This window comes from Pseudomonas sp. 11/12A (assembly GCF_000800055.1).
GTDB classification, from domain to species: Bacteria; Pseudomonadota; Gammaproteobacteria; order Pseudomonadales; family Pseudomonadaceae; genus Aquipseudomonas; species Aquipseudomonas mohnii.
Window position 1 is genome coordinate 1,674,265 of record NZ_JUGV01000001.1, and the last position, 14,331, is coordinate 1,688,595.

The following is a 14,331-nucleotide window of genomic DNA, read 5'->3' on the forward strand; positions in this document are numbered from 1 at the left end:
TGCCCTCTCTTGACTAGGGGAACGAGGCAGTGGGCGCTGAGTGCCACAAGGTCTGCCTGTTCACTTGACCTTTGGTCGAGACGAGCGTTCAAGAAAATTTACGCAGGGATATCAGAGACCTTGCTGCAGGGCCGGGTCGTCTGGATTCATCTGTTCGAGTTGCGCCGACAGGATCTGCACATTCTGCAGTTGTCCGCTTTCCTTCCAATAATTGATCAACAGTACTCGCGCCCTGCGATCGTTCGGGTGGCGCTGGACGATCTCCTGCAATTGCTTCTGCGCCGCTTCCAGCTCCTGTTCACCGTGCAGGGTGGTGGCCAGGTCATAGCGATAGTCCTTGTTGTTCGGCTCAAGCTCCACGGCTTTGGACAGCCCCAGCAGGGCGAATTCACTCTGGCCATGATTGAGCAGCCAAAGCCCCAGGGCATGCTGCAAATAGGCGGAGTCGGGCTGTGCTTTCAATTGCCTGGCCAACAACTGCCGGGCGGCATCGCTTTGTCCCAGCTTGTCCAGCACCTCAATCTGCATGACCAGCGCCGGGAGGTTGTCGGGGGCCAGGCGCAGGGTGTTTTCAAGCGCCTGCTGGGCCTCCTTGAATTCGGCGTTGTGCAAATGCAGTCGAGCCAGCTGATAGTGATTCTCGGCACTCTCCGGCGCGCTTTTGAGTACCTGCTCCCAGGCATCGATGGCTTGTTCCAGTGGCCCGAAATACAAGCCGAGGTCGTCCGGTGACAAGCCCAGCAAGGCGTTGACGGCGGCCAACCGCACATTCTGGTCTCTGTCATCGAGCAACGGCCCGAGCAATAAGCTGCGCTGGCCGTTGGGCACGAGCCCGCTGATGCTTTTGATCGCCGCGATACGTACCTCGGGCGACTCATGTTGCAAATCGGCGTCTGCCAGTTTCAGGGCCACCGAACTCGGGTAGTTAGGCAGTTCGGCGTGCAGCCAGATGCGCCGCTTGGGCGATAGATCGGGGCGGCCCAATTGCTGGTACAGCACCCGCGCGGCGCCGGGCTGGCCGGCGCGGGCCTGGGCCAGCGCCTCACTGTAGCCGCGCTTGATCGCTTCGGGCACCACTGGCGTCGTGCTGCGCAGGTACACCCAGGCGAGGCCGATGACAAGCAAGGCACAGAGACTGATAAGCAGATAACGGCGGGACTGGGGCATGCAGAATCCGGAAGCTGGCAAGCTTTTGCAAAGTCAGCAGCTTCGGTCAGGCGGAGCGCTGAGTCAAACCCTGGCTCATCTGAATGCCTGCTGAGGGGGGGGCGGGATCGACGGCTTTACCTCCATGTTGCGTCGACGCGCTGTCGAGACGCGGAAGCTGTGACTACGCTTGCTGGATAAGCGCCAACGAGCACACCCATGCAAGCACTGTTGCAGTACTTCAAGGCGATTCTCCACCCCGGTCCCGGGGTGTTGCTGTTTGCCTTGAGAACCATTGCGGCCGGGCTGTTGACGCTTTACCTGGCCTTCCTGTTCGACCTCGACCAGCCCAAGTGGTCGATCATGGCCGTAGTCATCATCAGTCAGCCACTGGGCGGCATGGTGCTGGCCCGCAGTTTCGGCCAGGTCATCGGCACCACCATGGGCGCGGTCGTGGCGGTAGCCATCATGGCGGTCTTTCCCCAGGCGCCCCTGCCTTTCATTACCACCCTGGCCTTGTGGCTCGCTCTGTGTACGGCCGGTGGCACCTTGTTGCGCTACACGAGTTCCCAGGCGTTCGTCCTCAGTGGCTACACCGCCGTGGTCATTGCGCTACTGGCGATTCCCGACCCGGACGGCACATTCCTGCTGGCGGTAACCCGAGTCACCGAGACTTTGTTAGCCGTCGCCTGTGTGTGCGTGGTCAGCCTGCTCACCGCGCGCCCCGAAGCCGTCGCCCGGGACTATTTCGCCAAAATCGATCAAATCACCAAACTGCTGGCGACCCATGCCAGTGCCGTCCTGCGCACCGAGGAAAGCGAGGCGGATTTCCAACGCCGGCAAATGCAACTGCTGGGTCAGATCAGCGCCCTGGAGGGCGTACGTCGGCATTTGTACTTCGATGCACCTCGCTTGCGCAGCGCCAACGGTCTGGTGCAACTGCTGGGCAATCAGCTGGTGCTGCTGACCGCAAGGCTCACCGCCCTGCGTCATCAGCGGCTATTGCTGACGGAGCGCTGGGAAGGGGCCTTGCCCGAGGAAATACAGCGTCTGCGCGCTGAAGAGCTGGCCTTTCTCGATGAACTGGCGCAACAGGGCCGCTCGCTGTCGAGCGAAAAGCGCCACCATTTCACCTCGTTGCGCCAACGCTTCGACGAACTGGCCTACAGGGCCGAGCAATTGACCGAGGCCATGCCGGCCACCTTGCGCTCGCTGGCCTGGTCGCTGCGCTGGGAACAGGCTCGCCTGCTGCAACAACTCGAACAGATACTGGAACTGAGCGACGCCATCCAGAGCGGGCGGCCCGCCAGCAATGTCTTTCGCGGCCAGGAAAACCCGCTGCACCTGGATTTCACCCTGGCGACCATGAACGCCATCCGCGCATTCTCCGCGATATTGGTGGCTGGCCTGATCTGGATCGAAACCGGCTGGGACGGGGCGCGGGGCGGCATGGTGCTGCTGGGGATTCTTTGTTCGCTGATGTCGACGTTTCCACGGCCGCTGCTGGTCGTTCAGAGTTATGCCCGGGGGTTTGGCCTGGCCTTGCTGGCGTCGGCGCTGCTGGAGTTCATGTTCGTTCCCATGATCAGTAACTTCGAGATGCTCGCCTTGGTGCTGGTGCCCTTGCTTTACGCCGTCGCCGTGGGGCTGTCCAGCCCGCCAACCACCGGCACCGGTATCGGTTTGGGGCTGACAACCTTTCTGATGCTGGGCCCGTTGAATGTGGGCCTGGGACAAAACACTGCCATCCAGTGGTTCGAGTTTGCCGGTGCCTACACCTGCGCAACGGTGCTGGGCTTGAGTGTCTACGCGCTGATCTTTCCGTTCAGACCGGTATTGCGCATACGCCGGCTGTTCAAGGAGAACTGCGAGCAGGTGTACGCCTTGCTGAAAGTCCCGGCCACCGATGAAAACCAGTTTGCCTTCGAGAGCCGCATGGTCGATCGCCTGACCATGATGCTGGGATTGCTGCCGGCGACCCAGGACCAGGGATCGCGGGATGTGTTTGAAGTCAGTCTCGGTTGCATGGCCCTGGGTATCGCCTTGAACCAGCTGCGGCAACAGGGACAGGGCAACGCGTTGTTGACGCCCGCTGTGCAAAGCCAGGTGTTCGCCGCGGTCCGTGAAACCGGGCGGCTGGTCGCTGGCCGCCCCGGCATTCAGGTGGATCACGTGATCGACAGCCTGCATGCCTTGGGCGATGAACTGGACGCCCTGCATTCCAGCGTTCATGAACATCTGTGGTCGGTCTTTCGCATGCGCGTGGCGCTGTTGATCGTGGTGTCATTCCTGGAGCGCCATCGCCATCACTTTGAACCGCTCGCCCCAGAAGGAGTACCTGCGCTTGCCCATTGATCTGGAAATAGGCGGTGTCTACCTCCCGCCCATCGCCCAGGCGCTGCTGCTGGGCCTGCCGATTTTCCTGGCGCTGGACTGGGTGCTGCGGCGCCTGGGCGTGCTGCGTTTCGTCTGGCATGAAGCGTTGTTCGAGGGCGCGTTGTACGCCTGTGTGTGTGCGACGCTGATTTTGCTGATGGGAGCCTGATGCCTTGAAGAAGATCCTTTCGCACCTGACGACCGTGGCCGTGGTCGTGCTGGCGTTCGTCCTTGGCTGGTTTGCCTGGGAGCATTACACCCGCGCCCCCTGGACCCGCGACGCCCGGGTGCGTGCCGATGTGGTGACCCTGTCCGCCGATGTTTCGGGGCGCATCGTCAGCCTCGGCGTGCAGGATAACCAGCACGTGGACAAAGGCCAGTTGCTGCTGGAGATCGATCCGGCGCGCTATGCCCTGGCGGTTGAACATGCCAGACGCTCCGTGGAGGTGGCGAAAGCGTCGCTGGGGCAGTCTGAAGCGACCATCGTCTCCAGCCAGGCGCTGTTACGCCAGCGCCAGAGCGAAGAGCGGCGCCGGCGCACACTTAAGGAACGCTCCGCCATCTCGGGCGAGGAATGGGAAAAATCCAACACCGAAGTCTCGGTGGCCCAGGCTGATTTGCTGCGAAACCTGGCCAATCTGGGATTGGCCCAGGCCAACGTGCAACTGGCGATCGCGGCATTGACCCAGGCCGAACTGGATCTGCAGCGCACGCGCGTAGAATCGCCAGTCAGTGGCTACGTCACCAACCTGCTGACCCGCCAGGGAGACTATGCAACGGTGGGTGGTCCACTGTTGGCGCTGGTGGACAGCGACAGCTTTTATGTCAGCGGCTACTTCGAAGAAACCAAGTTGCCGCGAATCGGCGAGGGCGACCGGGTCGACATTGAATTGATGAGCGGCGAAAAATTCGGCGGCACGGTGCAAAGCATTGCCTTCGCCATCGCCGACCGGGAAAACCTGCCCGGTGGCCGGCTACTGGCCAACATCAACCCCAGCTACACCTGGGTCAAGCTGGCGCAAAGGGTGCCGGTGCGGATCAGGATTGACGAGGGTTACGCCGGTAAAGACAAACTGCGAGCGGGAACCACGGCCACCGTCACCGTCGAGGAAAACCCCAAATCTCAAGACTAACGCTGCCCTTGCGAACCCCACTGGACCCTGTGGGGCAGGCGCTTGCAGGTGGTGCGTTATCGGCGTTTCCCGGGATTGCCTGAAAAGCAAAAAAAAGCCCCGCGACCGAATGAGACGCAGGGCAAAGGAATTGGTTGGTTGCGGCCAACCAAAGGAGCGCTTGAAAAAGTTTAGTTGCTGGCGACCGTTTCCGGCTGCCAGCCACCGCCGAGCGCCTTGTAGATCGCGACGATGCCGCGATACAGGTCGACTTCGGCCTGGGCCTGGGTGTCTTCGGCCGCCAGGCGCTCACGCTGGGCATCGAGCAACACCAGGAAATCGGCGGTGCCTTCGCGGTAGCGGATCTCGGCGAGGTCGGCAGCGGAGCGGCTCGATTCGCTCTGGCGAATCAGCGAGATCAACCGTTGTTGGCGTTTGCCGTAGTCGCTGAAGGCGTTTTCCGATTCTTCCAGGGCCAGCAAGACTTGCTGCTCGTAGCTCGCCAAGGCGCCTTCCGCGTCGGCGTCGGCACCGCGCAAGCGAGCCTTGACGCTGCCCAGATCGAACGCTGCCCAGGTGATGCTCGGGCCAAGCGCCCAGGCGTTGGCCGCCGAGGAACCGATCTGCGAACCCCGTCCGGCGGTGAAGCCAAGGAAGCCGCTGAGGCTGACCTGCGGGAACAGATCAGCCTTGGCCACGCCGATGCGCGCCGTGGCCGAGGCGAGTTTGCGTTCTGCGCTACGAATGTCCGGGCGACGTTGCAGCAGTTCACCCGGATCACCAATGGGCAACGCCTTGGCAATGGCCGGCAAGTTTTTCGGGCTCAAGTCGACGCTCAACTTGTCCGGGCGTTGACCGAGCAGGGTGGCAATGCGGTTTTTCTGCCGAACCTGTTCGGCCTGCAATTGCGGCACGCTGGCTTCGACCGACGCCAGTCGAGCGTCGGCGCGTTCCACGTCGAGCTGATCGCCGACGCCGGCATCGCGCAGGCTGATGGTGATCTTGCGCGACTCCTGCTGGTTCTCCAGGTTGGCCAGGGCGATTTTCTCCCGCAGCTGCGCGCCGCGCAGCTGGCCGTAGGAATCCACCAGTTCGGCAATCATGGTGACTTGCAGTTGATACAGATCGGCCTCGACCGCTTGTTGCTCGGCGTTGGCCGATTCCAGGTTGCGCTGGATGCGGCCAAACAGGTCGATCTCCCAGGCCATGTCCAGGCCCAGGTCATAGCGTTCGCTGTTGACCCGGTTTGTGGTCTGGCCGGGAATCTGGCCCTTGGCCAGGTCACTGCTGACCCGGCTGGTAATGGTCGGCATGGCGTCATTGCTGACGTCATCGCGTATCGCCCGCGCCGCTTTCCAGCGGGCGAAGGCGACGCGCAAGTCGCGGTTGCCCTTCAGGGACTCGGTCACCAACTGGTTAAGGGTCGGGTCCTCGAATTGCTGCCACCAGATGCCTTCGAAACGGGAGCGGTCGAAGTTCTTCTGACCGGCCGCGCCATCGGTGGCGGTGGTGATATGGGCCGCCTCAGTGGCCGGGGTCTTGTAGTCCGGGCCCACGGCACAGGCGCTCAGCGCCAGTACCAGGAGACTCGGCAGGAAGGCTTTCAAACTCATGAATGCGACTCCAGCGGCTTTTCCAGTTTCAGCGCCTTGGCGGCTTTTCGTGCCTCACCGCGCTCGACAAAGTTGCGAATCAGTACGTAGAACACCGGCGTCAGCAGCAGACCGAAGAAGGTCACCCCGAGCATCCCGGAGAACACCGCCACACCCATGGCATGACGCATTTCGGCACCGGCACCGCTGGAGAACACCAGTGGCACCACACCCATGATGAACGCGAAGGAGGTCATCAGGATCGGCCGCAGACGCAGGCGGCAGGCTTCCAGTACCGCGGCCAGCGGGTTGAGACCTTCCAGCTGTTTATCCTTGGCGAACTCGACGATCAGGATCGCGTTCTTACAGGCCAGACCCACCAGTACGATCAGGCCGATCTGGGTGAAGATGTTGTTGTCGCCACCGGACACAATCACCCCGGTAATGGCCGACAGCAGGGTCATCGGTACGATCAGGATCACCGCCAGTGGCAGGCTCCAGCTTTCGTACTGCGCCGCGAGCACCAGGAACGCCAGCAGTACGCAGAGCGGGAACACGAACAGCGCGGTGTTGCCGGACAGAATCTGCTGGTAGGTCAGGTCGGTCCATTCGTAGGTCATGCCGTTCGGAAGTTCTTCCTTGAGCAGTTTCTCGATGGCTTTTTCGGCCTGGCCGGAGCTGTAGCCGGGGGCTGCGGCACCGTTGATTTCAGCGGTGATGAAGCCGTTGTAGTGCATCACGCGGTCCGGGCCCGAGGTGTCGCTGACCTTGATGAAGGTCGCCAGCGGGATCATCTCGCCCTTGTTGTTGCGTACTTTCAGCTGACCGATCTGGTCCGGTTCAAGACGGAACTGCTGCTCGGCCTGAACGTTGACCTGATAGGTGCGACCAAAGCGGTTGAAGTCGTTGGCATACAGCGAACCCAGGTAAATCTGCAGGGTGTCGAAGATGTCGCTGACGGCCACGCCGTGGGTCTTGGCTTTTTCCCGGTCGATGGCGGCATCGACCTGCGGCACGTTCACGGTGTAGCTGGTGAACAGGTTGGCCAGTTCCGGAACGCTGTGGCTCTTGGCAATGATGTTCATGGTTTGCTTATACAGCTCGTCGTAGCCCAGGTTGCCCCGGTCTTCGATTTGCAGGCGGAAACCACCGATCGTGCCCAGGCCCTGTACCGGCGGCGGCGGGAAGATCGCAATGTAGGCACCCTGGATGTCGGCGAACTTGGCGTTCAGCGCGGCCGCAATGGCACCCGCCGATTCGCTTGGGTCCTTGCGCTCGTCAAACGGCTTGAGCGGGGTGAACACGATGCCGGCGTTGGGGCTGTTGGTGAAACCGTTGATCGACAGGCCGGGGAAGGCCACCGAGTTGGCGACGCCAGGTTGCTTGAGGGCAATCTCGGACATCTGCTGGATCACTTCATCGGTGCGATCCAGGCTTGCAGCGTCCGGCAACTGGGCAAACGCCACCAGGTATTGCTTGTCCTGCGCCGGGACGAAACCGGTCGGGGTGCTGGAGAAACCGAAGAACGTCAGGACCATCAGGCCCGCGTACAGCAACAGGGCGATGCCGCTGCTGCGGATCACACGGCCAACGGTGCCGACATAGCCATGGCTGGCCTTTTCAAAGAAACGGTTGAAGGGACGGAACAGCCAGCCACCGAATACCTTGTCCAGGAGTTTGGAGAAGCGGTCTTTCGGCGCATCATGGCCTTTCAACAGGACCGCAGCCAGGGCGGGCGACAGGGTCAGGGAGTTGAAGGCCGAGATCACCGTGGAAATCGCGATGGTCAGGGCGAACTGCTTGTAGAACTGGCCAGTCAACCCGGAAATGAAGGCCGCCGGGATAAACACCGCACACAGCACCAGTGCCGTGGCAATGATCGGCCCGGTCACTTCACGCATGGCACGCTTGGTCGCTTCGACCGGATTGAGGCCCAGTTCGATATTGCGTTCGACGTTCTCCACCACCACGATCGCGTCGTCCACCACGATACCGATCGCCAGTACCAGGCCGAACAATGACAGGGCGTTCAACGAGAAGCCGAACAAGTGCATCACGGCAAACGTACCGATCAGCGACACCGGCACCGCCACCAACGGAATGATCGAGGCGCGCCAGGTTTGCAGGAACAGGATCACCACCAGCACCACGAGGATCAGCGCTTCGAAGAGGGTGTGAACCACCGCCTCGATGGAGCCGCGCACGAAGATCGTCGGGTCATAGACGATGCTGAAATCCATGCCTTCGGGGAAGCTCTTCTTCAGCTCCGCCATCTTGTCGCGTACTTCGTTGGAGATCTCGATGGCATTGGAGCCTGGACGCTGGAAGATCGGGATCGCTACCGCCGGCTGGTTGTTGAGTTGCGAACGCAGGGCGTACTGACTGGAGCCCAGCTCGACGCGCGCAATGTCTTTCAGGCGCGTGATTTCACCGTTGTCGCCGGAGCGAATGATGATGTTCTCGAACTCTTCTTCGGACACCAGGCGACCCTGGGTGTTGACCGACAGCTGGAACGCGGTGGCGTTCGGTGCAGGCGGCGCACCCAGTGCACCGGCGGCGACCTGACGGTTCTGTTCGCGGATCGCAGTGACCACGTCGGTTGCGGTCAGGTTGCGCGAGGCGGTCTTGTTCGGATCGAGCCAGACCCGCAGCGAGTAATCGCCCATGCCGAACAATTGCACATCACCGACACCGCCCAGGCGCGCCAGCTCATCCTTGATGTTGAGCAAGGCATAGTTGGACAGGTACAGCATGTCGTAGCGTTTGTCCGGCGAGGTCAAGTGCACGACCATGGTCAGGTCGGGCGACGCCTTGTCCACGGTGATACCGATGCGCGTCACTTCTTCGGGAAGTTTGGGCTCGGTCCGGGTCACGCGGTTCTGGACCTGCACCTGCGCGTTGTCCAGGTCGGTACCCAGGGCGAAGGTGATGGTCAGGGTGATCTTGCCGTCGGCGGTCGACTGCGAGGACATGTACAGCATGTTCTCGACGCCGGTGATGGCTTGCTCCAGTGGAGCGGCCACGGTTTCACCGATGACTTTGGGGTTGGCACCGGGGAAGTTGGCGCGGACCACGACGGTCGGTGGCACCACTTCCGGGTATTCGCTGATCGGCAGCTGGAACAGCGAGATCGCGCCGGCGATCAGGATCAGCAGCGACAGCACCGCTGCGAAGATCGGCCGTGAAATGAAGAATTGGGAAAAATTCATCGGAGTCGTTATCCCTTAACCGCGTGGAGTCGCAGCAGCCAGCTTCACAGCCGTACCCGGCGCGACCTTGACAGGTGCGACTTGGGGCAGGTTGCTGGCTTCCAGCGCTTGACGTTGTTGTGCCAGGGCCGCGAGGGTTTGCTCGCTGGCCATCGGGATCACTTCAGGGGTGACTGGCGAGCCGGGACGTACCCGTTGCAGACCCTTGACGATGATGGTGTCGTCCTTGTTCAAACCGTTGCGCACGATGCGCAAGCCTTCGATTTTCGGGCCCAGCTCGACCGCGCGGTAGGCGGTTTTATTGTCGGCATCCATCACCAGCACGAACTTCTTGCCCAGGTCAGTGCCGACGGCTTCATCGTTGATCAGCATGGCGTTGTAGGTGCCGCTGCCGACCAGTTTCAGGCGCGCATAGAGGCCCGGGGTGTAGCTGCCGTCGCTGTTGTCGAACACGGCGCGACCACGGATGGTGCCGGTTTTCGGGTTGACCTGGTTGTCGACGAAGTTCATCTGGCCCAGGTGCGGGTTGCCGTCTTCGTTGGACAGGCCCATGTAAACCGGGGTGGCGGCGCCACGTTTGCCCTGGCGGGCGAGCTGGGTGTACTTGAGGAACACACGCTCGTCAGCGTCGAAGTAGGCGTAGACCTTGTCGGTGGAAACCACGCTGGTCAGCGCGGTGGTATCGGCGGTCACCAGGTTGCCGGCGGTGATTTCCGCGCGGCTGACGCGACCGCTGATGGGCGCGGTGACGCGGGTGAAACTCAGGTTCAGTTTGGCCAGGTCCAGTTGCGCCTGAAGCGCGCCGACGGCGGCGCGGGATTCTTGAGCGGCGCTGGTACGCGAATCGGCCAGTTCAGCGGAGATGGCATTGCTGGTGCGCAGGCGTTCACCGCGCTGGGCTTCGTTTTCGCTGCGGGTGGCGTTGGCGCGAGCCTGGGCGACCAGCGCTTCGAGGCGGCGGACCTCGGCCTGGAACGGACGGGGATCGATCTGGAACAGCAGGTCGCCTTTCTTGACCAGGGCGCCCTCGGTAAAGGCCACGTCATCGATCTGGCCGGAGACCCGTGGACGAATTTCTACGGTTTCCGGGGCTTCAAGGCGCCCGGTGAATTCGTCCCACTCGTTGACCGGTTGCTCCAGCACCTTGGCCACGCTGACCTTGGCCGCCGGCATCGTGGCTGCGGTTTGTGGAGCTTTGCCGCAGGCGCTCATCACCACTACGGCCAACACGGCCAACGGGAAGCGCAAATGTTTGAGTGATTGTTCCATGGATGCATCCGCCAATGTATTGAGATTGGCGAATGATGCGCGGCAGGGTTGGAGCGGACGAATCGAACGGGGCGAAGATAACTATCATTCGGAATGATGGGAGAGGCCCGGCGAGCTCTCTAGCCTGCGCCTTATATCCAGACTGGATCAACCCGGTTGATGGCATTTGTGTGTTGCCGCCTACGCAATGGTCTGGTGGGCAACCTGGTCGCGACCATCGCTGGCTAGCAGCGATGGCGCCGAATGCCTTCACAAGGCACTCAAGCCAGACTGTCCGGATCCGCGAAGAACATTTTGACCAGGCTCTAGAACAATATTTTCAGGCAGAAAAACGTCAAATATGCCACCAATATTGCCCCCCACTTTTACCCCCAAGTCGCTCGTGATACACGAACGAAAACGGCGAGAGCTGGCAGAAGTCCATTAGGGTTCTAATGGTTACTGTTAACTCCACATTGGAGTCAGGGGCATCGCCAGTCGCTGTCAGCGCGTCCAGGAATGCAGGGCGATTCAACATTTGGCGTGTCCATGGTGCCTATCTTAGGAATGCTCTATCACCATCACCGCAGTAGTGTCCGCCTCGAGTGCTTCGAACACGTGAGGCACATTCGCCAGGTAGCTGATGTAGTCGCCTGCGTTCAGCAACACAGGTCCGCTCGCCGGGCCAATACGGGCGCTGCCACTGCACAACACCACGTGCTCTACGGTTCCCGGTGGGTGAGGCTGAGACAGCCGAACTTCACCGGGCTGCACCTTGAGCCGGTAGATGTCGCGCTTTACTCCCGCCGGGCAATCGGCAAGCAGTGTCGCTGCGTAATTGGCAGTCTCGGCATAGGTGGTCATGCCCTCGTTGGCGCGAATCACCCGTAACGGCTGTTGGGGTTGCTCGAAGAACCGGGTGACTTGCAAACCCATTGCCATCGCTAGCGACCACAAGGTTTCGATGCTGGGGTTACCGATTCCCGACTCTAATTGAGACAAGGTCGACTTTGCCACCCCGGCGCGCTTCGCCAGCTCGGTCAAGGAAAGCCCGGCGGCCAAGCGTTCGCGTTTGATTGAAAGCGCCAGCAGATCGATTCGGCTCGGATGACTTTTTGGCAGGGCGTTCGTTATATCGGTCATTTGTTTTATATATCATCCTTAAGTGGTTGACGCTCTTAGGTGTCCTGTTCATTATAGTGGTCATTAGTTCATTATAAAGTTCGTTTTGCCGAACCAATCCCTGCGAACGGCGGCTTAGGTTACGGCAATGTCGACGGCAAGGAAGCAGTGAGTGATGAAGTCGCAAACCCGTGGGACGCTCGAAATGATTTCGGCCATGGTCATCTCCGGCACGGTGGGCTGGTTTGTCATCATGTCGGGGCAGAGCCCGGAGGCCGTGGTGTTCTGGCGTTGCTTGTTCGGCGCCATCGCGATGCTGGTCACATGCCTGGTGCTTGGGGTGCTGCGCCGCTCCCTGATCACCGCCCGGCAGTTCATTCTGGTGTGCCTGGGCGGGGTGGCGCTGATCCTTAACTGGGTGCTGCTATTCAGTGCCTACAAACATTCCTCTATCGCCATTGCCACGGTGGTCTACCACGTTCAGCCGTTCATGCTGGTCGGTCTGGGTGTGCTGTTTTTCGCTGAACGCCTCAGCGCCGCCAAGGTTGGCTGGCTGCTGTTGGCCTTCGCTGGGCTGATGTTGATCGTGTCCGCCAAGGGCAGTGGCCAGGCCACCGGCGCCGACTACGTGCTCGGCGTCTGCCTGGCCCTGGCTTCGGCCTTTTTCTACGCCGTGGCGGCGGCGATCACCAAGCGCCTCAAGGACTTGCCCGCGCACCTGATCGTGCTGATCCAGATGGTGGTAGGCGTGCTGGTCCTGGCCCCGTTCGTGGATTTCAGCAGGGTCGATACAGCCGAGGGCGCCTGGACATATCTGATCATTATCGGCGTGGTCCATACCGGGCTCATGTCGACCCTGCTGTACAGCGCCATCCAGAAAATCCCCACGGCGTTGGTCGGCGCACTGTCGTTCATCTATCCGATCGTCGCCATTCTGGTCGACTGGGTTGCCTTCGCCCATCCGCTCAGCGCCCTGCAAGTGCTTGGCGCGAGCGCGATCCTGCTGGCGGCGGCGGGCATGAATTTTGGTTGGTCGCTGGGCCGCGCCCCGCGTCAGGAAGTGACCTAGGGTCGGACGTGACATCGCACGCCATCTGATATCTGCATCGGCTGTTTTTTGGGTTTTGGAGGTTCAGGGCTGGAAGATGCAGATTCCGCCGCTCAAGCTCTTCTATAACCCTGTAAAAAATGGATCGGTGGAGAGCCACTGATGCGACCTTGACTCATCCACTAATGTCTCAAGCCTCCAACGCGTGCACATATTCTCCAGTCCGCACGTCGTGATAGTTAGGGGTCTTATATCTCGCTCAGTGCCCCCATCCTCATCAATAGCCTGCTTGACCTCAGATGTGCCCCCGGTGTAGCAATCCACTGGAAGTGATTGGAGCTCCATGGTTTGTGGAAAGGCAAAAATGATCAGCTGAACAACCTGTTAGACGACCCCTAGAGACTATCGGGATCCCCGAAAAACATCTGAATCCGCGACCGCAACCAGCGCTCGCCCGGATCGTTGTCCTGCGACCCACGCCATGCCATGTGCAATTCGAAGCTGCGCACTGGCAGCGGCGGATCTTCGGCCCGCACACCGCCTGCGGCGGTCAGCGCGTCGGCTGTATAGTCCGGCACGGTCGCCACAATGTCGGTGCCGGAGAGGAGGGTGCTCAAGCCGTTGAACTGCGGGACGGCCAGTACCACGTGACGTTTGCGCCCGAGCTTTTCCAGTTCTTCATCAATGAAGCCGCTGAGATCGCCCGCGAATGACACCAGCGCATGGGGCCGCGCGCAGTAATCATCCAGGCTCAAAGGCCCCGGCACAGTGTCGGCCCGCAGCAGCTTGGGCTGGCTGCGGCGCAGTACTTTGCGTTTGGCGTTCGCCGGCAAATCGGTGGTGTAGCTGACACCGATGGAAATTTCGCCGGATGCCAACAGGCCCGGCATCAGGATGTAGTTGACCCGTCGCACCACTAGGACGATCCCCGGGGATTCGGCGCGCAGCCGCTTGAGCAACATGGGCAGCAAGGCAAATTCAACGTCGTCCGACAGCCCGATGCGAAACACAGCGGTACTGGTGGCCGGATCGAACTCGGCCGCACGGCTGACTGCGGTGGAAATTGAATCCAGCGCTGGCGAGAGCAGGGCGAAGATCTCCACGGCCCGGGCGGACGGCTCCATGCTGCGGCCGGTGCGCACAAACAGCGGATCATCAAACAGCCCGCGCAGGCGCGAAAGCGCCGCGCTGATGGCAGGTTGGCCGAGGAACAGTTTCTCGGCAGCGCGAGTCACGCTGCGCTCGTGCATCAATGTTTCGAATACGATTAACAGGTTCAGGTCGACACGACGCAGGTCATTACGATTCATCTGGAGTCCTGGCAGAGTCAGCAAACTTGACGTGTGCAGCCATATGAGAACAATGGCCAGCGAGAATATTACGGGGAAAGGCTGGTACTCTGCACCGAGTAATTCAGTTTTCCTACAAGGATGGCTTCGGTTTCCTACGACATTTGAGAATGTTGGCGCTGCGGCGGA

At 61.0% G+C, this 14,331-nt stretch carries 10 protein-coding genes; 4 read left to right on the top strand and 6 right to left on the bottom strand.

The window, feature by feature from the left end; translation table 11 throughout:
• Positions 1 to 111 precede the first annotated feature (111 nt).
• Positions 112 to 1,167 carry a HEAT repeat domain-containing protein gene (locus tag GQ39_RS07800; protein WP_047528671.1) on the bottom strand — a complete coding sequence of 352 codons (1,056 nt, stop codon included), beginning with the start codon at positions 1,165 to 1,167 and terminating at the stop codon, positions 112 to 114.
• A 198-nt stretch (positions 1,168 to 1,365) separates the two neighbouring features.
• On the opposite strand from GQ39_RS07800, the gene GQ39_RS07805 reads away from it, so the two are divergent.
• From GQ39_RS07805 to GQ39_RS07815, 3 genes are read left to right on the top strand one after another with little or no spacing between them, the layout of a single operon-like run.
• A complete protein-coding gene (locus GQ39_RS07805; RefSeq protein ID WP_047528673.1) occupies positions 1,366 to 3,501 on the top strand; it encodes an FUSC family protein in 2,136 nt (711 codons plus the stop codon).
• Positions 3,491 to 3,691: a DUF1656 domain-containing protein gene (locus GQ39_RS07810; protein WP_047528674.1), complete on the top strand. Its 201-nt coding sequence runs from the start codon at positions 3,491 to 3,493 to the stop codon at positions 3,689 to 3,691. Before GQ39_RS07805 ends, GQ39_RS07810 begins: the two co-directional genes overlap by 11 nt.
• A gap of 4 nt (positions 3,692 to 3,695) precedes the next feature.
• A complete protein-coding gene (locus tag GQ39_RS07815; RefSeq protein ID WP_047528675.1) occupies positions 3,696 to 4,655 on the top strand; it encodes an HlyD family secretion protein in 960 nt (319 codons plus the stop codon).
• A 170-nt stretch (positions 4,656 to 4,825) separates the two neighbouring features.
• On the opposite strand, the gene GQ39_RS07820 is transcribed toward GQ39_RS07815, so the two are convergent.
• From GQ39_RS07820 to GQ39_RS07835, 4 genes are all read right to left on the bottom strand, one after another.
• Entirely contained in the window at positions 4,826 to 6,247 is a 1,422-nt protein-coding gene (locus tag GQ39_RS07820; protein WP_047528677.1) for an efflux transporter outer membrane subunit, read from the bottom strand.
• The gene (locus tag GQ39_RS07825) at positions 6,244 to 9,435 is read right to left on the bottom strand and encodes an efflux RND transporter permease subunit (protein ID WP_047528678.1); all 3,192 of its coding nucleotides are present in this window, start codon (positions 9,433 to 9,435) and stop codon (positions 6,244 to 6,246) included. The genes GQ39_RS07820 and GQ39_RS07825 overlap by 4 nt, the downstream gene beginning before the upstream one ends.
• A 15-nt stretch (positions 9,436 to 9,450) precedes the next feature.
• Positions 9,451 to 10,704 carry a multidrug efflux RND transporter periplasmic adaptor subunit MexE gene (mexE, locus tag GQ39_RS07830; RefSeq protein WP_047528679.1) on the bottom strand — a complete coding sequence of 418 codons (1,254 nt, stop codon included), beginning with the start codon at positions 10,702 to 10,704 and terminating at the stop codon, positions 9,451 to 9,453.
• 540 nt (positions 10,705 to 11,244) lie between these two features.
• Positions 11,245 to 11,826, bottom strand: coding sequence for a helix-turn-helix domain-containing protein (locus tag GQ39_RS07835; RefSeq protein ID WP_047528680.1), 582 nt, complete (start codon positions 11,824 to 11,826; stop codon positions 11,245 to 11,247).
• Between the two features lie 154 nt (positions 11,827 to 11,980).
• Here GQ39_RS07835 and GQ39_RS07840 point away from each other — a divergent pair, with 154 nt between their 5' ends.
• Positions 11,981 to 12,874, top strand: a complete 894-nt coding sequence (locus GQ39_RS07840; RefSeq protein WP_047528681.1) for a DMT family transporter — start codon at positions 11,981 to 11,983, stop codon at positions 12,872 to 12,874.
• Between the two features lie 374 nt (positions 12,875 to 13,248).
• On the opposite strand, the gene GQ39_RS07845 is transcribed toward GQ39_RS07840, so the two are convergent.
• Positions 13,249 to 14,163, bottom strand: a complete 915-nt coding sequence (locus GQ39_RS07845; protein WP_047528682.1) for a LysR family transcriptional regulator — start codon at positions 14,161 to 14,163, stop codon at positions 13,249 to 13,251.
• Positions 14,164 to 14,331: the final 168 nt, after the last annotated feature.